The organism is Rhodococcus sp. NPDC077669, from assembly GCF_040686915.1.
Classification (GTDB): domain Bacteria; phylum Actinomycetota; class Actinomycetes; order Mycobacteriales; family Mycobacteriaceae; genus Rhodococcoides; species Rhodococcoides fascians.
In genome coordinates this window covers 90,748-116,378 of the sequence record NZ_JBFBMD010000007.1, presented here as the reverse complement: position 1 = coordinate 116,378, position 25,631 = coordinate 90,748, and the positions used below count along the sequence as shown (strand labels likewise).

At 65.0% G+C, this 25,631-nt stretch carries 26 protein-coding genes; 21 read left to right on the top strand and 5 right to left on the bottom strand.

Features of this window, described 5'->3' with window-relative positions; translation table 11 throughout:
* Window positions 1-292: 292 nt before the first annotated feature.
* The 9 genes from rpsH (at window position 293) to map (ending at window position 5,981) form a co-directional block, all read left to right on the top strand.
* A complete protein-coding gene (rpsH, locus tag AB0P23_RS11395) occupies window positions 293-691 on the top strand; it encodes a 30S ribosomal protein S8 (RefSeq protein ID WP_008718266.1) in 399 nt (132 codons plus the stop codon).
* A gap of 13 nt (window positions 692-704) precedes the next feature.
* Window positions 705-1,244 carry a 50S ribosomal protein L6 gene (rplF, locus tag AB0P23_RS11390; protein ID WP_027496323.1) on the top strand — a complete coding sequence of 180 codons (540 nt, stop codon included), beginning with the start codon at window positions 705-707 and terminating at the stop codon, window positions 1,242-1,244.
* Between the two features lies 1 nt (window position 1,245).
* Window positions 1,246-1,662, top strand: a complete 417-nt coding sequence (rplR, locus tag AB0P23_RS11385; protein ID WP_032365631.1) for a 50S ribosomal protein L18 — start codon at window positions 1,246-1,248, stop codon at window positions 1,660-1,662.
* A 34-nt stretch (window positions 1,663-1,696) separates the two neighbouring features.
* Complete coding sequence (gene rpsE, locus AB0P23_RS11380) at window positions 1,697-2,371, top strand: 30S ribosomal protein S5 (RefSeq protein ID WP_032365630.1); 675 nt, start codon at window positions 1,697-1,699, stop codon at window positions 2,369-2,371.
* Window positions 2,371-2,550: a 50S ribosomal protein L30 gene (gene rpmD, locus AB0P23_RS11375; RefSeq protein WP_008718256.1), complete on the top strand. Its 180-nt coding sequence runs from the start codon at window positions 2,371-2,373 to the stop codon at window positions 2,548-2,550. The genes rpsE and rpmD overlap by 1 nt, the downstream gene beginning before the upstream one ends.
* 2 nt (window positions 2,551-2,552) lie before the next feature.
* The gene (gene rplO / locus AB0P23_RS11370) at window positions 2,553-2,996 is read left to right on the top strand and encodes a 50S ribosomal protein L15 (RefSeq protein ID WP_027496326.1); all 444 of its coding nucleotides are present in this window, start codon (window positions 2,553-2,555) and stop codon (window positions 2,994-2,996) included.
* Window positions 2,997-3,310: 314 nt separating this feature from the next.
* Window positions 3,311-4,633, top strand: a complete 1,323-nt coding sequence (gene secY, locus AB0P23_RS11365) for a preprotein translocase subunit SecY (protein ID WP_027496327.1) — start codon at window positions 3,311-3,313, stop codon at window positions 4,631-4,633.
* Entirely contained in the window at window positions 4,630-5,184 is a 555-nt protein-coding gene (locus tag AB0P23_RS11360; RefSeq protein WP_363797625.1) for an adenylate kinase, read from the top strand. Before secY ends, AB0P23_RS11360 begins: the two co-directional genes overlap by 4 nt.
* A complete protein-coding gene (map, locus tag AB0P23_RS11355) occupies window positions 5,184-5,981 on the top strand; it encodes a type I methionyl aminopeptidase (RefSeq protein WP_027496329.1) in 798 nt (265 codons plus the stop codon). The genes AB0P23_RS11360 and map overlap by 1 nt, the downstream gene beginning before the upstream one ends.
* A 17-nt stretch (window positions 5,982-5,998) precedes the next feature.
* On the opposite strand, the gene AB0P23_RS11350 is transcribed toward map, so the two are convergent.
* Window positions 5,999-6,853, bottom strand: coding sequence for a glycosyltransferase family A protein (locus AB0P23_RS11350; RefSeq protein WP_363797623.1), 855 nt, complete (start codon window positions 6,851-6,853; stop codon window positions 5,999-6,001).
* 331 nt (window positions 6,854-7,184) lie between these two features.
* Between AB0P23_RS11350 and infA the strand changes: the two genes are divergently transcribed.
* From infA to AB0P23_RS11305, 9 genes are all read left to right on the top strand, one after another.
* Window positions 7,185-7,406, top strand: a complete 222-nt coding sequence (infA, locus tag AB0P23_RS11345; protein WP_005140011.1) for a translation initiation factor IF-1 — start codon at window positions 7,185-7,187, stop codon at window positions 7,404-7,406.
* A gap of 88 nt (window positions 7,407-7,494) precedes the next feature.
* Window positions 7,495-7,608 carry a 50S ribosomal protein L36 gene (rpmJ, locus tag AB0P23_RS11340; protein ID WP_025347279.1) on the top strand — a complete coding sequence of 38 codons (114 nt, stop codon included), beginning with the start codon at window positions 7,495-7,497 and terminating at the stop codon, window positions 7,606-7,608.
* A 204-nt stretch (window positions 7,609-7,812) separates the two neighbouring features.
* Window positions 7,813-8,187: a 30S ribosomal protein S13 gene (gene rpsM, locus AB0P23_RS11335; RefSeq protein ID WP_027496330.1), complete on the top strand. Its 375-nt coding sequence runs from the start codon at window positions 7,813-7,815 to the stop codon at window positions 8,185-8,187.
* Entirely contained in the window at window positions 8,187-8,600 is a 414-nt protein-coding gene (rpsK, locus tag AB0P23_RS11330; RefSeq protein WP_027496331.1) for a 30S ribosomal protein S11, read from the top strand. The genes rpsM and rpsK overlap by 1 nt, the downstream gene beginning before the upstream one ends.
* A gap of 21 nt (window positions 8,601-8,621) precedes the next feature.
* On the top strand, window positions 8,622-9,227 hold the full coding sequence (gene rpsD / locus AB0P23_RS11325; RefSeq protein ID WP_008718223.1) for a 30S ribosomal protein S4: 606 nt from the start codon (window positions 8,622-8,624) through the stop codon (window positions 9,225-9,227).
* A 99-nt stretch (window positions 9,228-9,326) separates the two neighbouring features.
* A complete protein-coding gene (locus AB0P23_RS11320; protein ID WP_027496332.1) occupies window positions 9,327-10,391 on the top strand; it encodes a DNA-directed RNA polymerase subunit alpha in 1,065 nt (354 codons plus the stop codon).
* A 34-nt stretch (window positions 10,392-10,425) separates the two neighbouring features.
* Entirely contained in the window at window positions 10,426-11,013 is a 588-nt protein-coding gene (rplQ, locus tag AB0P23_RS11315) for a 50S ribosomal protein L17 (protein WP_027496333.1), read from the top strand.
* 5 nt (window positions 11,014-11,018) lie between these two features.
* Window positions 11,019-11,915, top strand: a complete 897-nt coding sequence (gene truA / locus AB0P23_RS11310; RefSeq protein WP_032400137.1) for a tRNA pseudouridine(38-40) synthase TruA — start codon at window positions 11,019-11,021, stop codon at window positions 11,913-11,915.
* On the top strand, window positions 11,912-12,505 hold the full coding sequence (locus tag AB0P23_RS11305) for an NAD(P)H-dependent oxidoreductase (protein ID WP_230591651.1): 594 nt from the start codon (window positions 11,912-11,914) through the stop codon (window positions 12,503-12,505). The genes truA and AB0P23_RS11305 overlap by 4 nt, the downstream gene beginning before the upstream one ends.
* Window positions 12,506-12,510: 5 nt before the next feature.
* Here AB0P23_RS11305 and eccE read toward each other — a convergent pair whose 3' ends face one another.
* A complete protein-coding gene (eccE, locus tag AB0P23_RS11300) occupies window positions 12,511-14,202 on the bottom strand; it encodes a type VII secretion protein EccE (RefSeq protein ID WP_363797619.1) in 1,692 nt (563 codons plus the stop codon).
* Between the two features lie 131 nt (window positions 14,203-14,333).
* Between eccE and eccB the strand changes: the two genes are divergently transcribed.
* Window positions 14,334-15,788, top strand: a complete 1,455-nt coding sequence (gene eccB / locus AB0P23_RS11295; RefSeq protein ID WP_363797617.1) for a type VII secretion protein EccB — start codon at window positions 14,334-14,336, stop codon at window positions 15,786-15,788.
* 22 nt (window positions 15,789-15,810) lie between these two features.
* Here eccB and mycP read toward each other — a convergent pair whose 3' ends face one another.
* The 3 genes from mycP to AB0P23_RS11280 all read right to left on the bottom strand — a co-directional run bounded on the left by mycP (window position 15,811) and on the right by AB0P23_RS11280 (window position 19,864).
* On the bottom strand, window positions 15,811-17,121 hold the full coding sequence (gene mycP / locus AB0P23_RS11290) for a type VII secretion-associated serine protease mycosin (protein ID WP_230591649.1): 1,311 nt from the start codon (window positions 17,119-17,121) through the stop codon (window positions 15,811-15,813).
* 68 nt (window positions 17,122-17,189) lie between these two features.
* Window positions 17,190-18,746, bottom strand: coding sequence for a type VII secretion integral membrane protein EccD (gene eccD / locus AB0P23_RS11285; protein WP_283542220.1), 1,557 nt, complete (start codon window positions 18,744-18,746; stop codon window positions 17,190-17,192).
* 128 nt (window positions 18,747-18,874) lie between these two features.
* Window positions 18,875-19,864 (bottom strand): LLM class flavin-dependent oxidoreductase, encoded by a 990-nt coding sequence (locus tag AB0P23_RS11280; RefSeq protein WP_027496339.1) that lies wholly within the window; start codon window positions 19,862-19,864, stop codon window positions 18,875-18,877.
* A 208-nt stretch (window positions 19,865-20,072) separates the two neighbouring features.
* On the opposite strand from AB0P23_RS11280, the gene eccCa reads away from it, so the two are divergent.
* Together eccCa and AB0P23_RS11270 are read left to right on the top strand one after the other, a co-directional pair.
* The gene (gene eccCa / locus AB0P23_RS11275; RefSeq protein WP_283551072.1) at window positions 20,073-24,059 is read left to right on the top strand and encodes a type VII secretion protein EccCa; all 3,987 of its coding nucleotides are present in this window, start codon (window positions 20,073-20,075) and stop codon (window positions 24,057-24,059) included.
* Window positions 24,056-25,552, top strand: a complete 1,497-nt coding sequence (locus AB0P23_RS11270) for a type VII secretion-associated protein (RefSeq protein WP_283542218.1) — start codon at window positions 24,056-24,058, stop codon at window positions 25,550-25,552. The genes eccCa and AB0P23_RS11270 overlap by 4 nt, the downstream gene beginning before the upstream one ends.
* The last annotated feature ends 79 nt before the right edge of the window (window positions 25,553-25,631 follow it).

Below are 25,631 nucleotides of genomic sequence, written 5' to 3'. Positions count from 1 at the left end.
CGGTTGCCCGGGCTTCGTCGTGCCTGCACGCGAGTCCTTGCAATACAACAAACGCAACCTCGAGTTCTCCGCACGTCAGCATTGAACATGCGGAAGCTCGTAACACCTGGCAGTGCAGCGATGCATTGCTTGGAGCGCAACCCCTGACCGGCAACAGTCGGTCAGGACATGTTCACTTCGCTGTAGGCCCACGATGTGACGAGCCAGGCCCGATGGGTTCTCCGGAACCGGAAGGCACCAGCCCGCGCGTGCTGCATGGGAACCGCTGCGAGAAAGGTGCACAGGTCACACCATGACGATGACCGATCCAATTGCAGACTTCTTGACCCGTCTGCGCAACGCCAACTCGGCGTACCACGACGAGGTGAAGCTTCCCCACTCGAAGCTCAAGGCGAACATCGCCGAGATCCTCAAGCGCGAGGGCTACATCTCCGATTACCGCACGGAAGACGCCGAGGTGGGCAAGACCCTCATCGTCGATCTGAAGTACGGCCCGAGCCGTGAGCGCAGCCTCGCCGGCGTGCGACGCGTCTCCAAGCCCGGTCTCCGGGTGTACGCAAAATCCACCAATCTGCCCAAGGTTCTCGGCGGCCTGGGCGTGGCGATCATCTCCACGTCCACCGGTCTGCTCACGGAGCGTCAGGCTGCCAAGCAGGGTGTGGGCGGAGAAGTCCTCGCCTACGTCTGGTAGGGGAGGCCACACCATGTCACGTATTGGAAAATTGCCGGTCGCAGTCCCCGCTGGCGTCGATATCACCATCGACGGCCAGGACGTTGCGGTCAAGGGCCCCAAGGGTGCCCTGAGCCTGACAGTCGCCGAGCCCATCAAGATCGCCCGCGCCGACGACGGCACCATCGCCGTCACTCGGCCCGACGACGAGCGTAAGAGCCGCTCGCTGCATGGTCTCTCGCGCACTCTCGTCGCGAACCTCATCACCGGTGTCACCAACGGTTACACCACCAAGATGGAGATTCACGGCGTCGGTTACCGCGTCGTACTCAAGGGCAAGGACCTCGAGTTCGCACTCGGTTACAGCCATCCCGTGCTGATCGAAGCACCCGAGGGCATCACGTTCACGGTCGAGTCGCCCACGCGATTCACCGTTGTCGGCATCGACAAGCAGAAGGTCGGTCAGATCTCTGCCAACATTCGTCGTCTGCGGCGTCCGGACCCGTACAAGGGCAAGGGCATCCGCTACGAGGGTGAAGTGATCCGCCGCAAGGTCGGAAAGACGGGTAAGTGATATGAGCCAGCAAACAGCAGACAAGGCGAACGTCGTCAAGCGCACACCGCGCGGCACCGACGTCTCGACGAAGCGTCGCCTGTCGAAGGCACGTCGTCACTTCCGCCTTCGCAAGAAGATCTCCGGAACGCCCGAGCGTCCGCGCTTGGTCGTCAACCGGTCCTCGCGTCACATCCACGTGCAGTTGATCGACGACCTGGCGGGCCACACGCTGGCCAGCGCGTCGAGCATCGAAGCCGATGTGCGCGCACTCGAGGGCGACAAGAAGGCCGTCAGCGCGAAGGTCGGCGAGCTCATCGCCAGCCGTGCGAAGGCAGCCGGCGTCGAGGCAGTCGTGTTCGACCGCGGCGGCAACAACTACAGCGGCCGCATCGCGGCACTCGCAGACGCTGCCCGCGAAGGCGGGTTGACGTTCTGATGATGACAATGACTGACAACGGAAGGACAGCCTGATGCCGGGACGTCAACGGCGTGACGGCGGAAGCGGCCCCGCCGGACAGAACAGTGGCCCCAACGCAGGTGGCGACAACAACCAGCGCGGCGACAACCGCGGTGGTGGCGGTCGCGATCGTCGTGACAACGGCCGTGGCGGCAACGCTGCGGACAAGTCGAACTTCATCGAGAAGGTCGTCACGATCAACCGCGTCTCCAAGGTGGTCAAGGGTGGTCGACGCTTCAGCTTCACCGCCCTCGTCATCGTCGGTGACGGCAACGGACTGGTCGGCGTCGGCTACGGCAAGGCCAAGGAAGTTCCCGCGGCCATCCAGAAGGGTGTCGAGGAGGCTCGCAAGAGCTTCTTCCGCGTCCCGATGATCGCCGGCACCATCACCCACCCCATCCAGGGCGAAGCCGCTGCCGGCGTCGTCATGTTGCGTCCGGCCAGCGCCGGTACCGGCGTCATCGCCGGTGGTGCTGTTCGCGCAGTTTTGGAGTGCGCCGGTGTCCACGACGTGCTGTCGAAGTCGCTCGGTAGCGACAACGCCATCAACGTCGTGCACGCGACCGTCGCAGCCCTCAAGGGTCTGCAGCGTCCCGAGGAAGTTGCGGCTCGCCGCGGCCTGACCCTCGAAGAGGTTGCACCCGCCGGAATGCTGCGCGCACGCGCACAGGCAGGAGCGGTGAAGTAATGGCTCAGCTGAAGGTCACTCAGATCAAGAGCACCATCGGCCAGAAGGCGAACCAGCGTGACAGCCTGCGTACTCTCGGGCTCAAGGGCATCCGCCAGACGGTCGTCCGCGAGGACAACCCGCAGAACCGCGGACTGGTCAACACGGTGCGCCACCTCGTAACTGTTGAGGAGGTCTAACCATGACCATCAAACTGCACCACCTGCGCCCCGCAGCCGGATCCAAGTCGACGAAGATTCGCGTCGGCCGTGGTGAAGGTGGCAAGCGCGGCAAGACCGCAGGTCGCGGTACCAAGGGAACCGGCGCACGCAAGAACGTGCCGGCACGCTTCGAGGGTGGCCAGATGCCCCTCCACATGCGGCTCCCGAAGCTCAAGGGCTTCACCAACCGCAACCGTGTCGTGTTCCAGGTCGTGAACCTGCGCGACATCGAGCGCCTGTTCCCCGAGGGTGGTCAGATCGGTATCCCCGAGCTGATCGCCAAGGGAGCTGTTCGCAAGAACGAGCTCGTCAAGGTTCTCGGAGACGGAAACCTCACCGTGAAGGTCGATATCTCGGCCAACAAGTTCACGGGCTCCGCCAAGGAAAAGATCGCCGCTGCCGGCGGTTCTGCAACCGAGGTATGAGCATTGCTTCGATGTGCTGAGTAGCAGCGCGTCGAGCAGCAGTTCGTGACGATGGCCGCAGCCACAGCTCTCGGAGCTGAGCTGCGGCCATCGTTGCCTACAGGGAATGTCGTGTGTGTCGACCGATCGGCCAGGGTCCAACACTGACCGTCGGTCCGTTCGATGCGCACTGTTAGAGTTCTAGAGTTCAGAGAAGTTCGTATCGATGCGGTCGACGCATGTCGTCCGCAGTCCATGCTCGTGAGGCTCACGGGAGCATCAGTCGCTCCCGACGAAGCACTCGCGGCGTCAACGCAGTCGTGCCAGGAGGATCTTTGCTTTCCGCCTTCGTGTCGGCCCTCAGGACTCCTGACCTGAGACGGAAGATCCTCTTCACGCTCGGTCTGGTGGCCCTGTATCGCTTCGGTGCAACACTGCCGTCGCCGGGTGTCGACTACGCCAATGTCCGAGCATGCATCGACCAGGTCTCCGGTGGAGATTCGGCGGGCATCTACTCGTTGATCAACTTGTTCTCCGGTGGAGCGCTCCTCCAGCTCTCGGTGTTCGCGATCGGCATCATGCCGTACATCACCGCCAGCATCATCGTGCAGCTGCTCACCGTCGTCATCCCCAAGTTCGAGGAACTCCGCAAGGAGGGACAGTCGGGCCAGGCCAAGATGACGCAGTACACGCGTTACCTGTCGATCGCACTGGCCATCCTGCAGGCGACCGGCCTGGTGGCCCTCGCTTCGCGCGGCCAGTTGCTCCAGGGATGTCAGCAGGACATCATCGCCGACCAGTCCATCTTCGGGCTCGTCATCATCGTGCTGGTCATGACTGCAGGCGCAGCCGTCGTGATGTGGTTCGGCGAGGTCATCACCGAGCGCGGTGTCGGCAACGGAATGTCGCTGCTGATCTTCGCCGGAATTGCCTCGCGCATCCCGTCCGAGGGCAACTCGATTCTGGAGAGCCGCGGCGGGTTGGTCTTCGGGTTCGTCTGCTTCGCAGCGTTCCTCATCATCACCGGTGTGGTCTTCGTCGAGCAGGGTCAGCGCCGAATCCCGGTCCAGTACGCCAAGCGCATGGTCGGCCGGAAGATGTACGGCGGCTCGTCCACGTATCTGCCGCTCAAGGTCAACCAGGCCGGCGTCATCCCGGTGATCTTCGCGTCCTCGCTCCTCTACCTACCAAATCTCATCGCCCAGCTCACGTCCGCCAGCACCGCAACCGATCCGAGCTGGTGGCAGCGGATCATCAACGAGTATCTGGTGAACCCGGCGAACCCGGTGTACATCGCTATCTTCTTCGGGCTGATCGTCTTCTTCACGTACTTCTACGTGGCGATCACGTTCAACCCCGAAGAGCGGGCCGACGAGATGAAGAAGTTCGGTGGATTCATCCCGGGCATCCGACCGGGTAAGCCGACAGCCGATTACCTCAACTACGTTCTCAGTCGCATCACGCTGCCCGGTGCGGTGTACCTGGGCACCATTGCGGTGCTTCCCAACCTGTTCCTCGACATCGGCAGTTCGGGCGGAGCTCAAAACCTTCCGTTCGGTGGTACCGCCGTGTTGATCATGGTCAGCGTGGGCCTCGACACCGTCAAGCAGATCGAAAGCCAGCTGATGCAGCGTAACTACGAAGGGTTCCTCAAGTGAGACTTGTTCTGCTCGGTCCCCCCGGTGCCGGCAAAGGCACTCAGGCCGTCCTCCTCTCCGAGAAGCTGGGCGTGCCACACATTTCGACAGGCGATCTCTTTCGCGCCAACATCGGCGAGAAGACCCCGCTCGGATTGGAAGCGAAGAAGTACCTCGACGCGGGCGACCTCGTGCCGAGCGAACTCACCGTGGACATGGTGCGCAGTCGACTCGCCGAGCCCGACGCCGTCAACGGATTCCTTCTCGACGGTTTCCCGCGTTCGGTCGGCCAGGCCGAAGCTCTGGTCGACATCCTCTCCGACCTGAACGCGCATCTCGATGCAGTGCTGTCCTTTGTCGTCGACGAGGACGTCGTCGTGGACCGCATGCTGTCGCGCGGCCGTGAGGACGACAAAGAGGACGTCATCCGTAATCGGCTCAAGGTGTACCGCGACGAGACGGCACCGCTGTTGGACTACTACTCCGACAAGCTGGTCACCGTCGATGCGATCGGTGAGGTGGACGAAGTCAACGCCCGCGCGCTGAAGTCCATCGAGGACCACGGCAAGTAATGGCGTTCGGCCGTAAACGAAAAGTTGTCCCGTTCAAGAGCGCCGGTGAGCTCGACGCGATGGCGGCAGCCGGTGCCGTGGTAGGTGCCGCTCTCGTCGCCGTACGGGATGCAGCCAAGCCCGGGGTCTCGACGCTCGAACTCGACCGAGTTGCCGAGGCGGTCATCCGTGATGCCGGTGCGGTGCCCTCTTTCCTGGGGTACCACGGTTTCACCGGCAGCATCTGCTCCTCGGTGAACGACCGCGTGGTGCACGGCATTCCGTCGGCGGACGAGTTGTTGGTCGCCGGGGATCTCGTGTCCATCGACTGCGGTGCCGTTCTGGACGGTTGGCACGGAGATTCGGCGTGGACGTTCGGCGTCGGCGACATCATCGAGGCCGATGCGTTGCTGAGCGATGCGACGAGGCTTTCCATGGAGGCCGGGATCGCAGCGATGATCCCCGGCAATCGTCTGACCGACATCTCCCACGCCATCGAGTCCGGTACGCACGCGGCCGAGGATGCTCACGGTCGTAAATACGGAATCGTCGACGGTTACGGCGGCCACGGAATCGGCCGCGAAATGCATATGGACCCGTTCCTCGCGAACGAGGGCGCGCCGGGCAAAGGCCCGGAACTCGTGGTGGGTTCCACGCTGGCCATCGAACCGATGTTGACGCTCGGTACCTACGAGACCGACATTCTCGACGACGGGTGGACCGTGGTGACCACCGATGGTTCACGCGCGGCGCACTGGGAACACACGGTCGCGGTGACCGAGGACGGCCCGCGAATCCTGACGGTTCGGCCTCGCTAGAACTACCAGGTCAACGCTCACCAGGTGAGTGACGAGTACCGGCGGCCCCCTCGGATGAGTCCGAGGTGGGCTGCCGTCAGGCGCAGCCAGAGGCGAGTCGGCATCCGAGTCAGTGCGGTCGGCAGCAATGGGTTTCGTACCGCGAGCGCGAGGAGCGCTACGGAAATTGTGCGGATTCGGAACGGCGGGCATCCGGCAGCCCGATACATTCCGCGGACGTGGGCCGATCCGTATCCGAGTGCCCCCGCCTGTTTCCAATTGTCCCGGTAGCCGGTACGCAGACGATATTCGACCAGCGGCTCGGCTATGAAGTGCAGGCGGGCACCCGATTGCTGTGCGCGCCAGGAGAATTCCATGTCCTCGCTCGCATGAACGAATTCGAACATCCCGCCGAGATCTCGGTAGGTCGACGCGCGGCACGCCATACTCGCCCCGATGACGAACGGGCGAAAGGGCGACTTGCCCTGATTCGAAGGTGGGGCGAACGGAACTGCGGCGCGCGTCGCTTCGGAGTTCAGCGCCTCGGTGCTCAGGCCGGTTCCCACGAGGTCGTAGCTGTTCAGTTCGGCGGTGATGCGCCGCAGCCATGTCGGGTGTACGACGTCGTCGGCATCGCAGAAGGCCAGCAGCGGGCCCTCGGCTGCTTCCGCTCCGCGATTGCGGGCATGCGACGCGCCTGGGGTGCCGGACGAATCGACGTACTTCAGATTCAAGTGGGCCCGTAGTGCGTGGTCCTCCACGAACTCGCGCACTCCGTCGGTCGAGCCGTTGTCGCTGACGACGACCTCGAACGGGCCGTCGTAGTCCTGGTGTGCGAGCGCGCGTAGTTGCTCGTCGAGCACATCTCTGGCGTTGTGTACGGGAATGATCACGGAGACGGCTGGGCCGGACGGGTTGGAACTCGAGAGGGCACCTTGCGGGCTCGGTGGCTGAACGATGGCGGGCGGACGAAAGGTTAGCTCAGTTAATCTAACGTCGCCATCCGACGCGTTTCGTGCCCGCTTCGCGCGCATTTGGCCAGATCTGTCTTTGCCGGTAACATAGATCGACGGTGCGCCCTGCGTACCGGATGTTCGCATGCCTCGAGGGCTGTGCGGCCCTCCGGCGATACTCCGACTCGGTTCCGAGGAGTCGGTCAGTGGGCATCACGGTAACGGAAACAGATGCAATCAACCAGGTGTGAGAGCCAGGATCGCGGAGGATATGGCCAAGAAAGACGGTGCTATCGAGGTAGAGGGCCGAGTTGTCGAACCGCTGCCCAATGCGATGTTTCGCATTGAGCTCGAAAACGGCCACAAGGTACTCGCCCACATCAGCGGAAAGATGCGTCAGCACTACATCCGCATCCTTCCCGAGGATCGCGTCGTGGTAGAGCTTTCGCCCTACGACCTCACGCGTGGACGCATCGTTTACCGCTACAAGTAAGAGCTTCCTCGGCCATGTCCGGTCGGGGAGAACCATGCTCGGTCCGCTGCTCGCAGCGCGTCCGAGCTACACACAGGAGATCAACGACGTGAAGGTTCAGCCGAGCGTCAAGAAGATCTGCGAGAAGTGCAAGGTGATTCGTCGTAACGGACGCGTCATGGTGATCTGCGACAACCTGCGTCACAAGCAGCGTCAGGGATAACCACCGAGCATCACGCACGTCGGCTTGGCAACAGCTAGAAGATGACCTCCCAGCACCAACCGCAACACACGCGTTGCGGCAGACCCCCGGCACGGAGGCCGGGGCCCCACTGAGTTTGTTGAAAGACGCTTCCCACCCCAGCGGTGAGAAGGACACAGGGGACGGACTGGGAGCAGACCTCCGGACAAGAAAAGGAAATGCCACATGGCACGTCTCGCAGGTGTGGATCTGCCGCGCGAAAAGCGCATGGAGATCGCACTGACTTACATCTACGGCGTCGGCCGTACCCGCTCCAAGGAAATTCTCGCAGCAACGGGCGTCAGCCCCGACCTGCGCAGCAAGGATCTCGGCGACGACGATCTGCGCAAGCTCAGCGATTACATCAACGAGTCCCTCAAGGTCGAGGGCGATCTGCGCCGCGAGGTGCAGGCCGACATCCGACGCAAGATCGAAATCGGCTGCTACCAGGGTCTTCGCCACCGTCGTGGTCTGCCCGTCCGTGGACAGCGCACCAAGACCAATGCGCGTACCCGTAAGGGACCCAAGCGCACCATTGCCGGCAAGAAGAAGGCGAAGTAATGCCCCCCAAAGCACGCGGTACCGGTCCGAAGAAGGCGCAGAAGACGCGTCGCAGGGACAAGAAGAACGTCCCGCACGGATCTGCGCACATCAAGAGCACGTTCAACAACACGATCGTGTCGATCACCGACCCCGCCGGAAACGTCATCTCGTGGGCGTCCTCGGGACACGTGGGCTTCAAGGGCTCGCGCAAGTCGACTCCGTTCGCCGCACAGCTCGCAGCCGAGAACGCTGCGCGCAAGGCTCAGGAGCACGGCGTCAAGAAGGTCGACGTGTTCGTCAAGGGTCCCGGCTCCGGCCGTGAGACCGCGATCCGCTCACTTCAGGCCGCAGGCCTCGAGGTCGGCACCATCTCCGATGTCACCCCTCAGCCGCACAACGGCTGCCGTCCGCCCAAGCGGCGTCGGGTCTAGCGGGAAGGAAAGGTTTAGAAAATGGCACGTTATACCGGTCCTATCACCCGCAAGTCGCGTCGTCTGCGCGTCGACCTCGTCGGAGGCGACCAGGCGTTCGAGCGTCGTCCCTACCCGCCCGGCCAGCACGGCCGCGCGCGGATCAAGGAGAGCGAGTACCTGCTCCAGCTGCAGGAGAAGCAGAAGGCTCGCTTCACCTACGGCGTCATGGAGAAGCAGTTCCGTCTGTACTACAAGGAAGCCAACAGGGCCGCCGGCAAGACCGGTGAGAACCTGCTGACCATCCTCGAGACTCGCCTCGACAACGTCGTCTACCGTGCGGGTCTCGCACGTACGCGTCGTCAGGCACGCCAGCTGGTCACCCATGGCCACTTCCTCGTGAACAACAAGCGAGTGGACATCCCCAGCTACCGCGTCTCGCAGTACGACATCATCGATGTCCGCGAGAAGTCCGCGCAGACCCTGCCGATCCAGATCGCTCGTGAGAGCTACGGCGATCGTCCGGTGGCTCCGTGGCTGCAGGTCGTCCCCAACCGTCTTCGCATCCTGGTTCACCGGGTGCCGGAGCGCGCACAGATCGATGTGCCGCTCCAGGAGCAGCTCATCGTCGAGTACTACTCGAAGTAAGGCGCAGCACGCATGTGAGTCTCCCCGCGAGGCTCACATGCGTCTTCGCCTCCACACGTGGGCGTCAAATAGCGGACGCCCGTACAGGAGGAACACAGAATGCTCATTTCACAGCGCCCGACGCTGACCGAAGAGGTCATCGCCGACAACCGCTCGAAATTCGTCATCGAGCCGCTCGAGCCCGGCTTCGGTTACACACTCGGCAACTCGCTCCGCCGCACCCTGCTGTCGTCGATCCCCGGCGCTGCTGTCACCAGCATCCGTATCGACGGCGTCCTCCACGAATTCACCACCGTTCCCGGAGTCAAGGAAGATGTCACCGACATCATCCTGAACCTCAAGGGACTCGTGGTGAGCTCCGAAGAAGACGAGCCGGTCACCATGTACGTCCGCAAGCAGGGCCCCGGCGCTGTCACCGCAGGCGACATCGTGCCTCCGGCCGGCGTCACGGTGAACAATCCGGATCTGCACATCGCGACCCTGAACGACAAGGGCAAGTTGGAGATCGAGCTCGTCGTCGAGCGCGGTCGCGGCTACGTCCCCGCCGTTCAGAACAAGGCATCGGGTGCCGAGATCGGCCGTATTCCGGTCGACTCGATCTACTCGCCCGTGCTCAAGGTCACCTACAAGGTGGAGGCCACCCGCGTCGAACAGCGCACCGACTTCGATCGGCTCGTTCTCGACGTGGAGACCAAGAATTCCATCACCGCGCGGGACGCGCTCGCTTCGGCGGGCAAGACCCTGGTTGAGCTCTTCGGCCTCGCCCGTGAGCTGAACGTCGAAGCAGAAGGCATCGAGATCGGACCCTCGCCCGCCGAGGCCGATCACATCGCATCCTTCGGACTCCCCATCGAGGATCTGGACCTGACGGTTCGTTCCTACAACTGCCTCAAGCGCGAAGGTGTTCACACCGTCGGTGAGTTGGTTGGTCGTACCGAGTCCGATCTGCTCGACATCCGTAACTTCGGGCAGAAGTCCATCGACGAGGTGAAGGTCAAGCTGCACTCGCTCGGCCTTTCCCTCAAGGACAGCCCCGCGTCGTTCGATCCGAGCACCGTGCCTGGCTACGACGCCACCACCGGCACGTGGAGTGACACCGACGCAGGCTCCTTCGGCGATACCGAAGGCGCCGAGCAGGACTACGCCGAGACAGAACAGCTGTAATCAGCTCGCTGGAGCTCTTACTAGGAGATTCATCATGCCCAAGCCCACCAAGGGCCGCCGTCTCGGCGGGTCGGCGTCACACCAGAAGGCCATCCTGGCCAACCTGGCGACGTCACTCTTCGAGCACGGCCGCATCACCACCACCGAGTCGAAGGCCAAGCGCCTTCGTCCCCACGCCGAGAAGCTCGTCACCCATGCCAAGAAGGGTGATCTGGCCCATCGTCGTGAGGTTCTCAAGACGATCAACAACAAAGATGTCGTGCACAAGCTCTTCGCCGAGATCGGGCCTTTCTTCGCCGATCGCGACGGTGGCTACACGCGCATCATCAAGACCGTCCCCCGTAAGGGTGACAACTCGCCGATGGCCATCATCGAGCTCGTCAACGAGCAGACGGTGTCCAACGAAGCCGACCGCGCACGCCGCGTGAAGGCATCGAAGGCTGCTCCCGCCGCAACCGAGGCTCCGGCCGAAGACACGGCAGACGACAACGTCGTCGAGGCTGTCGAAGCCGACGCGACCGACGCCGAGGTGGCCAACGCCGACGCAGTCATCGAAGGCATCGAGGACAACGACGCTCACGCGTCGGACGCCCCCGAGGCCGAGGATGCGAAGAAGGACTAGTCCTTGTGAGCTCCGAGCACGACCGAAGCGGGCCCGCCATTTCCTCAGGAGATGGCGGGCCCGCTTTGTCGGTCCCCACCAGATACCGGCTCGACATCTCGTACGACGGCACGCACTTCTCCGGCTGGGCTCGGCAACCCGGTATCCGAACCGTGTGCGGCGTGCTCGAGGAGGCTTTCTCCACTGTGCTCCGTCAACCGGTCGAGCTGACGGTGGCCGGTCGAACCGACGCCGGAGTTCACGCGACCGGTCAGGTTGCACATTTCGACGCCGTGGGTGTGCCGGACGAGCACGACCGGTTGATTCGAAGAATGGCGCGCTTCCTTCCCGCCGACGTCCGGGTTCGTGCGATCACGGGGGTCTCGCCCGACTTCGACGCTCGGTTCTCGGCATATCGCCGTCACTACGAGTACCGATTCGGCACAGCGCTCTACGGCGTCGATCCTCTGGATGTCGCCGGAGTCGTGTCCTGGCCTCGGCCGATCGATCTGGACGCGGTACGCGAGGCGTCGCAGGCACTGATCGGACTGCACGATTTCGCAGCGTTCTGCAAGAGGCGAGACGGTGCCACGACGGTGCGAGAACTGCAGCGCTTCGACTGGGAACGCGAGGGGGATCGATTGACCGCGTACGTCAGCGCCGATGCGTTCTGCTGGTCGATGGTGCGCAGTCTGGTCGGGGCGATGCAGGCCGTCGGTGAAGGACGACGAACCCCCGACTGGGCACGTTCCCTGCTCGGTCGTCGAGAACGTGCGAGCGAGGTGGCAGTGGCCCCGGCCCACGGACTTGCCCTGGTGCGGGTCGACTATCCACCCGCCGACATGTTGGCCGCGCGCAATGCTGCCACCCGGGAGACTCGACCGGCAATAGTCGGCGACGAATGTTGTGGAGGAGAAGGATGAGCGACGATCGCGCCGGGTCCGGTGCCGACACGATGCAGCCGATTCGTCTCGCGGTGGTCACCGGCAGTGTTCGGGCGGGGCGGGTGGGCCCCACCGTCGCATCCTGGGTACGCAGCGTGGCGTCGGCGCGCGACTCTCTCACGGTTGTGGATGTCGATCTCGCGGACTTCGATCTCCCGAACAGCTTGACGTCGAGCGAGGGCTCCGAACGTTTCACCCGCATCGTGGGCGAGGCCGACGCGTTCGTCCTCGTCACTCCCGAATACAACCACGCTGTGCCCGGCTCGCTGAAGACCGCGCTCGACACGGTGAAGTACGAATGGCGTTCCAAGCCAGTGGGATTCGTTTCCTATGGCGGTCTGGCGGGTGGTGTGCGAGCGACCGAGCAACTGCGCCTCATCGCCGCAGAGCTACACATGGTGTCGGTACGGGATTCGGTATCACTCCATCGCGTGCGTCGGCGTTTCGACGAGGCCGGTGGCGTCGACGATCCCGCTGCTGTCGACTCCTTGGGGCGATTGCTCGACCAACTCGAGTGGTGGGCCGGCGCAGTGTCGAGCGCACGGGCGCGCGTCCCGTACCCCGGCTGACACTGTCAGTCTCGGACGGCGGGTCGAAGACTTCTCGGTCGACCGATGAACGCCGTTTCCTGCGGAATGGTGACCAGCGTCAGTTCGATGTCGATCGGACCCGAACGCACCCGAATACGGTCACCGGACGCACGCGGCTGAACGATCGACAGTGTCGCGGCGAATCTCTGTCGGGTCGGCCCGGGTGCCGCCGGATCATGCGGCGGTTCGTGCTCGGTCAGCGAGATCACAGTGACGCCGGGGACATATTGGTGATCGAGCGAGATGGAGCCGTCTGCGAAGTCGACCACGACGACGTCGTACGAGGGCCGCACCCGTGTGTGGTCGCTGTCGACCAGAAACCGCTCGGGCTCCCCGATGGCGTCGCGGAGGGCTCCCCAGGCGTGCGGTCTGTCCGTTCTGACGACAACTCGCGCTCCGATCGCCACGGCTCGGAACAGAAGCTGTTGGGCGAGGTAGAGCTCGCCCACGATGCTGACCCGCGGCAGGTTCGCCCCGAAGATCCGCACTGCCACACCGTTTCCGTTCGTATCCGATCCCAGTAGTTGGCCGCAACCACTCACCGGGAACGCCCAGGCCTGCAGTGCGGAGGTCGAGAGGGTTCCGACCGGCATCACTGCCGAGTGTGTTGCCACAGCCAGTGGCAATTGAGCGAGAATGCCGTCTCGTTGACGTCCGGCCATCGAGGTCAGTGAAGCAACATCGGGCCTCGAGATTGCCTCTCGCGCAGCGAATCTGCACGACGCACGAACGCGGACGCGGCTCGGCTCGTCGGTGGGGCGCAGGTGAACGGACATGGTCGTACCCAGCGACGGTGTCGCCCACAAGGCCGAAAGATCCTCGACAGTGATTGTGCTGCAATCGATTCCGTAACCCGTACTCGCGACGCCGGGCAATGGAGCGTAGGACCACACCTGAGTCAGGTCGTCGGTGTCGACACCCCGGCTCAGGTGCAATGCCGCGGCTCGGAGTTCTGTGGCCGTCGACAGCCGTGTGGACAGTCCATGAGACTCCAAGGCGCGTGCAATGCGGAGGGCTGCAACGACCGCGGTTCGGGCCGTCCCCGTCCGGCCCGTGCCCCTCGCTGCCATCGCCCGGGCGTTGGCTCGTACGTCCAGAGTGACGGACACCCACACCGTCCGCTGCGCGACGGCGGGCAACGGGCCGATGAGGCCCTCGTACACGTCGGTGGCCACCGAACCGTCGGCGGTTCGAAACCCGAGCGCGACGATGTCGATTGCGGCAACCTCGACGTCGTGTTGCCGTAAGCACGACGTCAACGCCTCGATGGGCAGCGTGTGTCGTGTGTCGGCTCGCGTTCGCGCCAGCACCGTCGTGTCGTGTTCCGGTGCAATGATCTCCACGGTGCACGTGACGGTATCGCGCTGCCAGTGCACACCGACGGGCCGGCCGTCGGGGTCGACATGTTCTGTTGTCACCCCGACGGCAGGGACTCGGCCGGATCCGAAGCGCAGAGCGACGACCAGCCAGCCGGCGATCGACGTTCGCCGAAAGGCGGCGAACGGTACGAGCGACACCGTCGCTGCGGCGGTGAGCGTCCACTCGACGGGAACGTCGGCCGCGAGTAGGGCGAGAGTTGTTGTCACAGTAGTTATTTCGGCCGCGAACAACCCTCGAACAGTTGGCACGGCGAACGACACGACCGACGTGCGCCGTCGTCTCCTCGAACGCGTCATCACATACCCTCCCCCCGAAGGTTGCAGCCCGATCGATCGTCGCCGACGCGGTCGCCGATGGGTGCGGACGAACTGTACTGTGTCGCGTGACCCGATGGGGGATCGGGTCGGCACAATCCTGGGGAGGAATCGTGGCATCTACTCCGACGACGAAATGGCAGGTCGGCGGATACCGCTTTCTCGTCCGACGAATGGAACATGCCCTCATCAGGCGCGACGCGCGGATGTTGCACGACCCGATGAAGTCGCAGTCGCGCGCGCTCATGGTGGGTGTCGTCGTCGCATGCGTGGGTCTGGCGGGCTGCGCTGCCCTGGCGCTGTTTCGGCCTCAGGACAAGATCGGCGACGCGTCGATCGTGGTCGGTAAGGAGTCGGCCGCCATGTTCGTCAGCGTCGACGGCGTGTTCCATCCGGTGCTGAACCTGGCTTCGGCGCGGTTGATCGTGGGAAGGCCCGACAACCCTGTGACGGTGAAGGAGTCGGAACTGGCGTCGCGACCTCGCGGTGCGCTGGTCGGAATTCCCGGTGCCCCGTCGGCGCTGCCGCACGACCCGGACGGCGAGGCCGAGTCGTGGACCGTGTGCGACACCGTCGATCCGATCGCCGGCGTCACGTCGACGACAGTGATCGTGGGGGAGCCCCGCTACGGCGAGAACGCGGCTGCGCTCGGCCCATCCGAGGCATTCCTGTGGACTTCGGGCGGTTCGGCGTATCTCGTCCACGACGGCACCAAGTCGCCGGTCGATCTGGCGGACAGAGCTGTCGTTCGCGCGCTGGGTCTCGAGGATGCGACGCCGACGCCGGTCAGTGCCGGTCTGCTCAACGCGGTACCGCAGGTGCCTGCGGTGACGGCTCCGTTCATAGCGCGAGCGGGTGAGATCCCCGCCTACCCGTTCGACAACCGGCCTGTCGGCTCCGTGGTCAAGGTTGCCGGCCGCGACGTTCGGTACTACGTCGTGCTCGAGGACGGCATCCAAGCCATCAGCGAAACCGCAGCCCTACTCGTCAAGTTCGCCGACTCGCAGGGCAGCCCCGACATCGCGGCCGTCAATCCCGACGTCCTGGCCGACGCTCCCAAGACGATGTCCGGGCTCGACGTATCGACCTTCCCGCCGACGACTCCCGACATCGTCGACTCGGGCCGGCGGCCGGTCGGGTGTCTGACATGGTCACCACTCGATGTCGCCGACGGTGGGCCGACTGCGCAGCTGGTCGAATCCGCAGGACGGTCGTTGCCACTCGATACCACCGCTTCACCGGTGGAACTGGCTCAGGCGGACGGCGGCGGTGATTCGGTCGACCAGGTCCATCTGTCACCGGGTAGCGGCGGATTCGTTCGAAGCACCGGTATCTCGACTGCCAGTACCCGTCAGGACGGCGTCTTCTTCGTCGCCGACACGGGAGTTCGCTACGGAGTCGAGGGTGCGGATGCAGCGTCGGCATTGGGCTTCGGACTCCCGGCTCCTGCACCGTGGCAGATTCTGCAGTTGCTGGGCAGCGGGCCGACTCTGGGGCGTGGTCAGGCGCTGACCATGCACGACGGGGTCGCGGCGGACCCGCAGGCAGCCGCGCTTCCGTCCAAGTAGTCCCGGCGAGTGGGCGGGCCGATCACAGCCGTCGGCGCAGGGGAATGGAGACTGCCGTTCCGAGACCCAGAATCACCGCGACCACCACCGACCCGGTCACCGCCGCATCGCGTGGCCGATGATCGGCGGCGGGCGGTGGGAGCGGCGCACCGATCGCGACCGCATCTGCGGGGACGGTTCGCTGCGTCGGTGTCACGACGTCGGTCACCGCAGCGAGTGGATCGACGACTCCGTGGCCGACCGACGGATTCCATCCGTCGGCCGCCGCATGAGCTGTTCGCTCGATGCGGTCGATCACTTGGAGAGCGGACAGATCGGGCCTGTACGCCCGCACCAGTGCCGCTGTCGCAGCGACGAGCGGTGCGGCGAAACTGGTTCCGGTCATCGGTACTACGCCGTCGGTGCCCCGAATGCCGTTGGCCAGGCCGTTGCCCGCCGGCGACAGCGACGTCATGTTGGAGCCCGGAGCAGCCACGTCCACCCATGGTCCGGCCAGGCTGAACGACGACGGCGAACCGTCCGACTCGACCGAACCGACGGTCAACACGTCGTCGAACCAGGCAGGTGTCGCGATGGTCGCAAACCCTTCCCACGGGTCCGCCTCGGGCCGGACCGGGTCGGGCATGGGGTTCTGTGCCCTGCACGCGTCGCTCCCGAAGTTGCCCGCCGCGGCGACGACGACGACGTTTCTCTCGCGAACGGCGTACTGCACTGCTGCGCCGAGTGGGCCGTCGGCGACGCCTGCGCCGGCCGGTACGCACGCCACTTCGGAGATGTTGATGACCGATGCGCCTGCGTCGGCCGCCGTCCGGATTGCCATGGCCATCGTCCGTACGTTTCCGTACCCGGCAGCGTTCTCGGGTTCGGTCGACTTCTCCTGGTCGGTCCTGTTGTCCACGACTTGAAACACGTTGCTGGACTGACGGATCGACAGGATGCGGGCGTCCGGAGCGCCGCCGGCGAAACCGCTGCCCGAGGCCGTCTGCGCGGCGATGAGACCGGCCACCATCGTGCCGTGCGCGTCACAGTCGAACAATCCGTCGGCGGTGCCGACGTAGTCGCCCCCAGGAATCAGACCCGGCAGACGTGGGTGAGGCGTGACGCCCGTATCGATGACGGCAATCAGTTGACCGGCTCCGCGAGTGATCGGCCACACGGACGCGAAGTCGAGTGCTTGCTGCGCCGTCGGAATTTCCTGGGCGTCGATCGTTTCGGAGGGGACGGCGCACGCGTTCTTCTGCTCGGTCGGTTCCAAAGGCGCGGGAGGGCTGGGCGGTGGCAGTTGCACCGGATCGATGAGCGGGCGTTCGGCGTGCGCGAAGGACGGTCCCATCAGTGCTTCGTAAGTGAGGGTCAGGACAGTGAGCGCGGCAACGGTGTGCGCACGACGCCGGCGCGCGGTCACAGTCCGCGGACGACGCTGTACAGACCGCACACCCATACTGCGATCGGAATGACGAGGGCGATCGCGGCGTATTCCACCAGTTCGGCCGATCGCCGCATCACCGGCGAATAGTTGCGGGTCGGAACCAGGGCTCCGAACACGGATGCGACGACGGCGGCGGCCAACGCCGCGCCGAACAACTCGAGTGCACGGTCCGGAAATGTGATCACTGCCCCGACCGAGAGCGAGAACAGGACGACCGCACCACCACCGACGAGTGGGACGGCATGTGTCACAACGGCATACGTGCGTCCGCGCAGAAGTAGCACCAGCGCGCACAGTGCGGCGAGGGCGATGCCGGGCCACCCGGAACCGGTCGCGGTGTCGCTCGCCGCCGCAGCGAGTACTCCCATCACCACCACGATCGTGAACGCCGTGAGCAATCCCGTCAGGTAGCTCCGTGCGCGCGTGGCTGCCACCTGCAGATCTGCGAACGACATCGAATCGAGCTCCGCCTCCTGGGGGGTGTCCAGTGGGGCACCGGCGGTGGGAACCGGAGGCAACGGAAGCCGCGCCTGCATCATCGACAGTCGGGCCGACACGGCGATTCCGGTCAGACCTACCAGTGCTGCGACGGTACCGATGGCCGCCGGCGTCATCACGGTGAACAACGCGCAGACCGCCGCGGCGAACGCCGACACTGCCAGCACGATCGACCCGGTGAACACGGCGAGCCCGGCACCGCCGATTCGCAGAGACAACAGCGCGATCGAGCCTGCCATGGCCGAACCCAACATCACGTGAGCTGCCCCGAACTGGCCGGGCACGAACAGAGTTCCACCGGTGAACATCAGCGCCGACGCGCATCCCCCGAAAAGCACCGCGACGGCCACCTGCTCGTACAGCCGGCCGAGGATCATCCCCGCAACGGCGAACAGGACCGCGGCCGTGACCGCGGCGACTGCCTCGACCGGGCTGCTCGTGTTCTCGGCACCGGATCGAACCGGGTCACTCAGAACGATTCCGCAGGCGAGCAGCACCGTCGAGCCCGTGATGATCGAACCGACCGTGCGTGCAGTACGCGCGGTCCACTGAGCAACGTCGTCGGTGCCGGAACGGGCCACGGCATCCATGAGATCGTCGAACAACGGAGTCGGTGTCGGACGCTCGGCGACACCCAACACGAGCAGGTCGCCGTCACGTACGCCCAGTTCCGACAGTGTGGACGTCGACGGTAGCGGCGGGCGTCCGATACGGGACAGCGTCCAGGCCCCCGACAACCCGTCGGATCCGGAGTCCGCGGTCCGGCTCCCGACCGGACCCGGTCCTTCCGCAGGCTCCGCTCGTGACGCGATCATGTCGACGATCCCCGGAATCAACAGCGACACCGGAACGTCCACGGGCAGTGCCATATCAACCTGGGTCGACCTCGCCGACACCGTCACCCGGCACACGTCCTGGGCGAAGACGGCACGCAGCCCCTGCGCACGTCGGGCCGGGTCCGATGCGATGGTCGGTTCGGCTGCGTCGGACGGTGTGTTCGTCGTTGCGGGACGGCTGTCGGCGCGTGTCATGGATATCCCCCCCGGATGCGTGCAGTGCACTGTCGATGCCCGCCCCCCGGGCATCGTGCGTCCACACCCTACGACATCACGCCGACACTCGACCGCTCGTCGCCTCCGCCGAGACCTGCTCGCAGCAGTCAGGCAGGAACCAGCTCGCTCACCTGGGCCAGCAGCTCGAACGACCTGAGCCAGGATCGACGATCGGAGACGCCCGAGGCGACGATCAACTCGTCTGCTCCCGTGCGTTCGGCGAATCGGTCGAGGTACTCCCTGACCATGTCGGGCGTCCCGACGGCCGAGTACTTCGTCATCTTCGAGATCTGTTGCCCCGCGGGTGCTTCCAGCACCATGTCGGCTTCCTCGTCGGTGAAGGTGCGACCCCGTCCGAGCAGCAGGCTAACGCGGCTTCTCTTGGTTCGGAGGAACTGGGCCTGAGCCTCGGCGACGGTGTCCGCAGCGATCACGTTGACGCCCACGATGAGGTGAGGTTCGGACAGCTGCGCCGACGGACGGAAGTCGCGGCGATAGATCTCCACGGCCTGTTCGAGTGCGTCGGGTGCGAAATGCGACGCGAATGCGTACGGCAGGCCGAGGGCTGCCGCGAGCTGTGCGCCGAAGAGAGACGATCCGAGGATGTACAGCGGCACCTCGGTGCCGGCACCCGGCGTGGCACTGACCCCGGGGACGAGGGACTGCTGGGACAGGTACCCCTGCAGCTCCTGGACGTCCTGGGGGAATCGGTCCGAGGACGCGGGGTCGCGGCGCATGGCGCGCATGGTCACCTGGTCGCTGCCGGGGGCGCGGCCCAGTCCGAGATCGATCCTGTCCGGGAACAACGTGGCCAACGTGCCGAATTGCTCGGCGATGGTGAGCGGCGCGTGGTTGGGAAGCATGATCCCGCCGGAGCCGAGTCGAATTCGCTTCGTGTGTGCGGCCACGTGCCCGATCAACACCGACGTCGCCGACGATGCGATCGTCTTCATGTTGTGATGTTCGGCGTACCAGATGCGCTGGTAACCCCAGTTCTCGGCGTGCTGGGCGAGCGTCACGCTGGCGTCGAAACTGTCTCGGATTGTTTCGCCCTCGCCCACGTGTGCGAGATCGAGGATGGACAGGGGTACGGACACGGAAGCCGACCTTTCGTTCGTCGAACATGTGCGGCCTCGGAGCCGCATTCTTCGTTCAACCGAATGCGGTGCCGTTCTATTTCTGTATCCCGATGCTTCGACGCAACGGTGGACCCTCCGGTTGTGCATGCGTTAGCCTGTCGTCCACGCGGCCTCGGGGGGAGGTCGCCGCGAATGCAGTTGTGGGGGCGGCCGTGGGGGCTGATCGATGAGTACCGTGCGCTTCGTTCGCAGCGCGCGCCGGGAAGTACCTCGGTCACCGGGCGGCGAGGTCGTACTTCAACCGCCGCCTCCCGTGCCGCGCGCGGTACCCGGCAATCTCCTGATGAAGCTGATGCCGCTGGTGATGGTCGCCGCCATGGTCGGAATGGTTGCGCTCATGTTCACTTCCGGTGCGGCAGCGAACCCGATGATGTTGATGTTCCCAGCCATGATGCTGATGTCGATGGTGGGCATGTTGGCAGGCGGGGGCAAGTCCGGGGGAGCACGTACCGCCGAGGCGAACGAGGACCGTAAGGACTATCTGCGGTATCTCGACCAGCTTCGACGAGACGTCGCCGACACCGAGCGAGATCAGCGCAGGGCACTCGAGTGGAGCCACCCGGATCCGGGCACTCTGTGGTCGACGGCCGGAACGCACCGTATGTGGGAACGTCGGCCTCAGGACGCCGACTTCGCCCACGTGCGGGTCGGGCTCGGCGATCAGCGTTTGGCGACCCGACTCGTGCCCCCCGAGACCGGACCTGTGGAAGAGCTGGAACCGGTGTCCGCGGTGTCGCTGCGCCGATTCGTGCGAGCACACTCGGTGGTGGCCGAGTTGCCGATTGCCGTGTCGCTGAGGGGATTCGCCGCTCTGTCGATAGCCGGGGATCGCGATGCCGCTCGTGCGATGGTGCGCTCGATGGTCGCCTATCTCTGTACCTTTCACGGACCGGACCACCTCGCGGTTGCCGTCGTCTGCGGCCCCGACACCGTGGAGCAGTGGGAATGGACCAAGTGGCTGCCGCACACACAACACGACGTGTTGCGAGACGGTGCCGGTTCTGCGCGAATGATCTTCGGCAGTGTCCTCGAGCTCGAGAGCGCGCTGGGGGACGTCCTGTCGATGCGGAATCGCTTCGCACGTGGGGCGGTGAACAGTGGGGTCACGCAGTTGGTGATCGTGGTGGACGGCGGACTGGTCGCCAACCGTTCGACCGACCTCACCGACACCGGCCTCGATTCCGTCACCATCGTCGACCTGTCCGGGTTGTGTACGCGACTGGCGGCAAGTCGCGGGCTCCAGCTGGTGGTCGAGAACGGCTCGATCGGTGCGGTCAGCGGCACGGCAGTCGAGGTCTTCGCTGTGGCGGACGCGATGAGTACCACCGAGGCACACGCCGTTGCTCGACGCCTTTCTCCGTATCGCGCGCCGTCGTCGCCCTCCGCTGTCGATACCGTCACCGACGACGGGGCCGCAGTGTCGGGATGGAACAGCCTCGTCGGAATCGCCGACGTCGGTGCGCTCGATACGGATCGAGCGTGGACAGTGCGTCGCGGTCGAGACCGGTTGCGGGTACCCATCGGCGTCGCACCCGACGGCAGCGCGGTCGAGATCGATTTGAAGGAGTCTGCCGAGAACGGCATGGGTCCACACGGATTGTGCATCGGCGCAACGGGTTCGGGTAAGTCGGAGTTTCTGCGTACGCTCGTTCTCGGGTTGGTGTCCACCCACGCCCCGCAGCAGTTGAACCTGGTACTGGTCGACTTCAAGGGCGGGGCGACCTTCGCGGGGCTCGAGGCCGCGCCGCACGTTGCGGCCGTGATCACCAACCTGTCCGAGGACCTGGCTCTGGTCGACCGGATGCGTGATGCCCTCGCCGGCGAGATGAACCGTCGACAGGAGTTGCTGCGCTCGGCCGGAAACTTCGCCAATGTGTCCGACTACGAGAAGGCGCGCGCAGCGGGAGCTGCTCTGGCGCCGTTGCCCGCTCTGTTCGTGGTGGTCGACGAGTTCTCGGAATTGCTCAGTCAGCAACCGGAATTCGCGGAATTGTTCGTGGCGATCGGGCGGCTCGGACGTTCGTTGCACATGCATCTGTTGTTAGCCAGTCAGCGTCTGGAAGAAGGCAAGCTGCGCGGACTCGACAGTCATCTGTCCTATCGAATCGGTCTGAAAACGTTCTCGGCCAACGAGTCACGTTCTGTTCTCGGTGTTCCCGACGCGTACCACCTGCCTGCTCAGCCCGGTGCCGGCTATCTCAAGTGCGATTCGGCCGAGATCGTCCGCTTCGCTGCGGCCTACGTGTCCGGACCGTACGTTCCGCCACGTTCGAGTGCGGGGGCACCCGCCGCGCAGGGCGTCGATATCCGTCCGAGGCCGTTCACCGCATATCCCGTCATGGTCGATCCCGTCGAGAACGACGTCCGTGTCGAGCCGGTGGTCGAACCGGATCCGGTCGAGAACGACGACACCGGCGCGACCGTTCTCGACGTCGTCGTCGGCCGAATCGCAGGTCGCGGTATGCCGGCCCACGAGGTATGGCTACCGCCGTTGGACAAGGCACCGACACTGACCCGCTTACTGCCTCGGTCGGTACTGAGCGGCGGCGTCGATGCGCTGAGCACACTTCGTGCTCCGATCGGCATCATCGACCGGCCGTTCGATCAGCGGCGGGATCTGCTCACCGTCGACCTGTCCGGTGCAGCCGGGCACGTGGCGATCGTGGGGGCTCCGCAGTCGGGGAAATCGACGGCCCTTCGGTCGCTGATCATGGCTCTGGCGATGACGCACACACCCGCTCAGGTTCAGTTCTACTGCTTGGACTTCGGGGGTGGAACGCTGGCCGGGTTGGCCGAACTACCGCACGTCGGATCGGTGGCCAACAGATTGGACGTCGACCGAGTGCGCCGGACCGTGGCCGAGGTCGCGGCTGTCGTTCGTCAGCGGGAGAAGACTTTTCGAGATCGCGGCATCGATTCCATGGTCGAGTTCCGGCGGCTGCGGGCGATGCAACCGGTCGATGCGAACGACCGGTTCGGCGACGTCTTCCTGGTGATCGACGGATGGCAATCCATCAGATCCGACTTCGAGAGTCTCGAACAACAGATCGCGACGCTGACGACCCAGGGACTGGCATTCGGTCTGCACCTCGTTCTGACGGCCTCTCGCTGGGCAGAAGTGAGGCCCGCGACGAAGGATCTGATCGGGACCCGGCTCGAGTTGCGACTCGGAGATCCGTCGGACTCGGACATCGGCCGAACGAAAGCCGCCAGTGTGCCGCAGGGCCGACCGGGCCGGGGCATGACCAAGGACGGTCTCCACCTGCAGATCGCACTGCCTCGGGTCGACGACCGTCGATCGGTGGCCGACCTGTCCCGAGCTGTCGCAGAGTCCGTCAGCGCGATCGCCGCAGCGTCCACGGGGTCGCCTGCCCCGCCGGTCCGCATGTTGCCGGAGATGCTCGAACGGTCGGAGGTGCTCGATCGACTCGCCGGCGCCTGGCCCCGCGACCGTGGCACCGTTGCGGAACTGAGGGTTCCGATCGGCATCGACGAGGCCGAGCTGGCTCCGGTGACGGTCGACTTCGCCGAGAACCCACATTTCGTCGTCTTCGGCGACAGCGAATGCGGGAAGACGTCCCTGCTGCGGGGGATCTGTCGATCTTTGGTCGATGCGAACCCACCCGATCGGGTGAAACTGATCGTGGCGGACTACCGTCGAACTCTCTTGGGCACAGTCGATTCCGAGCATCTGGCCGGCTATGCGGCCGCGCAGGCGACGTTGACGGCGATGATCGTCGATCTCGCAGGCAGAATGAGCAGGCGCATGCCGGGATCGGACGTGACCCAGCAGCAACTTCGCGAGCGGTCGTGGTGGGACGGGCCCGAGGTGTTCGTCGTCGTCGACGATTACGACCTGGTGGCCACGGCGTCCGGAAACCCGTTGTCGCCCTTGGTCGAGCATCTGCCACACGCCCGGGACATCGGACTGCACCTCATCGTGGCGCGTCGCTCGGGCGGGGCGGGGCGGGCACTGTTCGACCCGGTGATCGGGCGGCTACGCGACCTGGTGACTCCGGGATTGGTCATGAGCGGGAGCCGAGACGAGGGGAGCTTGATCGGCACCGTGCGTCCGAGCCCGATGCCGCCCGGACGTGGAGTGTTCGTCGATCGGTCCGGCCCCGCGCTCGTGCAGCTCGGACACTCGAGTTGACGAGGGCGCAGTGGCGTTACGCGGCTGTGCATCTGAGTCATTCGGAGATTTCTGTCGTCGCGTCCGGTGCGACGCTGCAGGGTCCACGCGAACACGTCGGATCCGCATACGCGGTATCGGAGGGTGGTCGTCTCGTCTTCGGGCGGGCGGGCGCGGACACCGAGGTCCCTCCGCTGCTGTGTCTCGACGATCGATCGATCCTCGTGGGCGGCGCAGTGTGGGATCGCGGCGAAGTCCTGCACGGGATCGTGTGGTCGGCGCTGCAGGGAGCCGGGATACACGACCGACTCGATCTGCTCGAGATCGCGTATCCCTCGACGTGGGGCGACGAGCGTCGAGAGCTCCTCCGAGCCGTGTTCGCCACGTCGGCGAGCGAGGTCGTCGTCGTGGAGACGGCGATCGCCGCGGTCGCGTCGGCAGGAGAACGCGCACCGGCTGCTGCGGTGGTGATCGAAGTGGGCACTCTCGACACGACGGTCGTTCTGGTGGACGAGGCAGGAACTCACGGCTGCGACATCGGTGCAGTACTTGCTGTCGGAGAACGAAACGACAGCTGGCGACGACGAGCCGACGACTACCTTCGATCGTCGGTGTCGCAATGTCCCGAGGACATTTTCATCGTGACGGAGTCGGGTTCGAGCTCGAGCCCCGCTGCGGAAGATCCGGCACGATGGCTGACCGGTCTCGACGTGGCCAGGTCTCTGTATCGACGTGCGGGAGCGGAGGTGGAGACTGCCCCGCCAGGTCGAGCCGCGGCAGGGCGCTCGGCGGCATGGCTCGACGAAGTGACCGTCGCGGTGCCACCTCCCCGAAGAAGCGGATTGCCGGTTCGAGCGTTCGGTGCGGTGGCCGCATCGGTCATCGTTGCCGGTGGTGTCGTTGCACTGACGTTCGTCCTTCGGTCTCCGGAAGAGGTGGCCGTCGCGACCTCGCCGCCGTTCGCGGTGCCTGCCACCCAGGCGGTGTCGACGACCGAATCCACCTCCGCGACCGAAGCCGCCCCCACGACCGAAACGACCTCGGCGACAGCAGTATCGGCGACGAGCGAGTCACCGTCGGTGATCCCGTCGGCGACGTTCGTCTCGGGCCGGGCGTCGCTGCGACTACCGGCGACCTGGACCAGGATGGAGGACCCGGCCCGGATGGTGTTGATTCCGCCGACAGCACCCGAGCGTCGCATCGTCGTCACAGTGCAGGAATTGGTGCCCGGCTCGACGCTCGAACAGGTTGCGTCCGAGCTCGGTGCGGCAGTCGACGCGCGTGGACCCGACTCCCCGATCGGATCGCTGGAGCCTGCCCGGGATTTCGGAGGTCGGGTGGGGATCTCGTACGTCGAGCGGCCGGCCGATGCGTCCACAGTGTTGTGGCGTGTGCTCGTCGAATCGGATGTGCAGGTGAGCATCGGCTGTCAGATCGAGGGACCGGACTCGTCCGCGATCGACACCGAATGTGATCTGGCCACCCAGACTCTGGAGGTCGTGCCGATGCGTTGAGGCCGCCGCGCAGATTTTCGCCGTATACCGGAACCGAACCGAGGGGTGGCTGCGTCCAAGGAGATGTAGGGGAGTGAGC

Coding starts and splice junctions, on each gene's coding strand:
- rpsH (WP_008718266.1), top strand. CDS start 293: ATGACGATGACCGATCCAATTGCAGACTTCTTGACCCGTCTGCGCAAC.
- rplF (WP_027496323.1), top strand. CDS start 705: ATGTCACGTATTGGAAAATTGCCGGTCGCAGTCCCCGCTGGCGTCGAT.
- rplR (WP_032365631.1), top strand. CDS start 1,246: ATGAGCCAGCAAACAGCAGACAAGGCGAACGTCGTCAAGCGCACACCG.
- rpsE (WP_032365630.1), top strand. CDS start 1,697: ATGCCGGGACGTCAACGGCGTGACGGCGGAAGCGGCCCCGCCGGACAG.
- rpmD (WP_008718256.1), top strand. CDS start 2,371: ATGGCTCAGCTGAAGGTCACTCAGATCAAGAGCACCATCGGCCAGAAG.
- rplO (WP_027496326.1), top strand. CDS start 2,553: ATGACCATCAAACTGCACCACCTGCGCCCCGCAGCCGGATCCAAGTCG.
- map (WP_027496329.1), top strand. CDS start 5,184: ATGGCGTTCGGCCGTAAACGAAAAGTTGTCCCGTTCAAGAGCGCCGGT.
- infA (WP_005140011.1), top strand. CDS start 7,185: ATGGCCAAGAAAGACGGTGCTATCGAGGTAGAGGGCCGAGTTGTCGAA.
- rpsM (WP_027496330.1), top strand. CDS start 7,813: ATGGCACGTCTCGCAGGTGTGGATCTGCCGCGCGAAAAGCGCATGGAG.
- rpsK (WP_027496331.1), top strand. CDS start 8,187: ATGCCCCCCAAAGCACGCGGTACCGGTCCGAAGAAGGCGCAGAAGACG.
- rpsD (WP_008718223.1), top strand. CDS start 8,622: ATGGCACGTTATACCGGTCCTATCACCCGCAAGTCGCGTCGTCTGCGC.
- AB0P23_RS11320 (WP_027496332.1), top strand. CDS start 9,327: ATGCTCATTTCACAGCGCCCGACGCTGACCGAAGAGGTCATCGCCGAC.
- rplQ (WP_027496333.1), top strand. CDS start 10,426: ATGCCCAAGCCCACCAAGGGCCGCCGTCTCGGCGGGTCGGCGTCACAC.
- AB0P23_RS11305 (WP_230591651.1), top strand. CDS start 11,912: ATGAGCGACGATCGCGCCGGGTCCGGTGCCGACACGATGCAGCCGATT.
- eccE (WP_363797619.1), bottom strand. CDS start 14,202: ATGACGCGTTCGAGGAGACGACGGCGCACGTCGGTCGTGTCGTTCGCC.
- mycP (WP_230591649.1), bottom strand. CDS start 17,121: ATGGGACCGTCCTTCGCGCACGCCGAACGCCCGCTCATCGATCCGGTG.
- eccD (WP_283542220.1), bottom strand. CDS start 18,746: ATGACACGCGCCGACAGCCGTCCCGCAACGACGAACACACCGTCCGAC.
- eccCa (WP_283551072.1), top strand. CDS start 20,073: ATGAGTACCGTGCGCTTCGTTCGCAGCGCGCGCCGGGAAGTACCTCGG.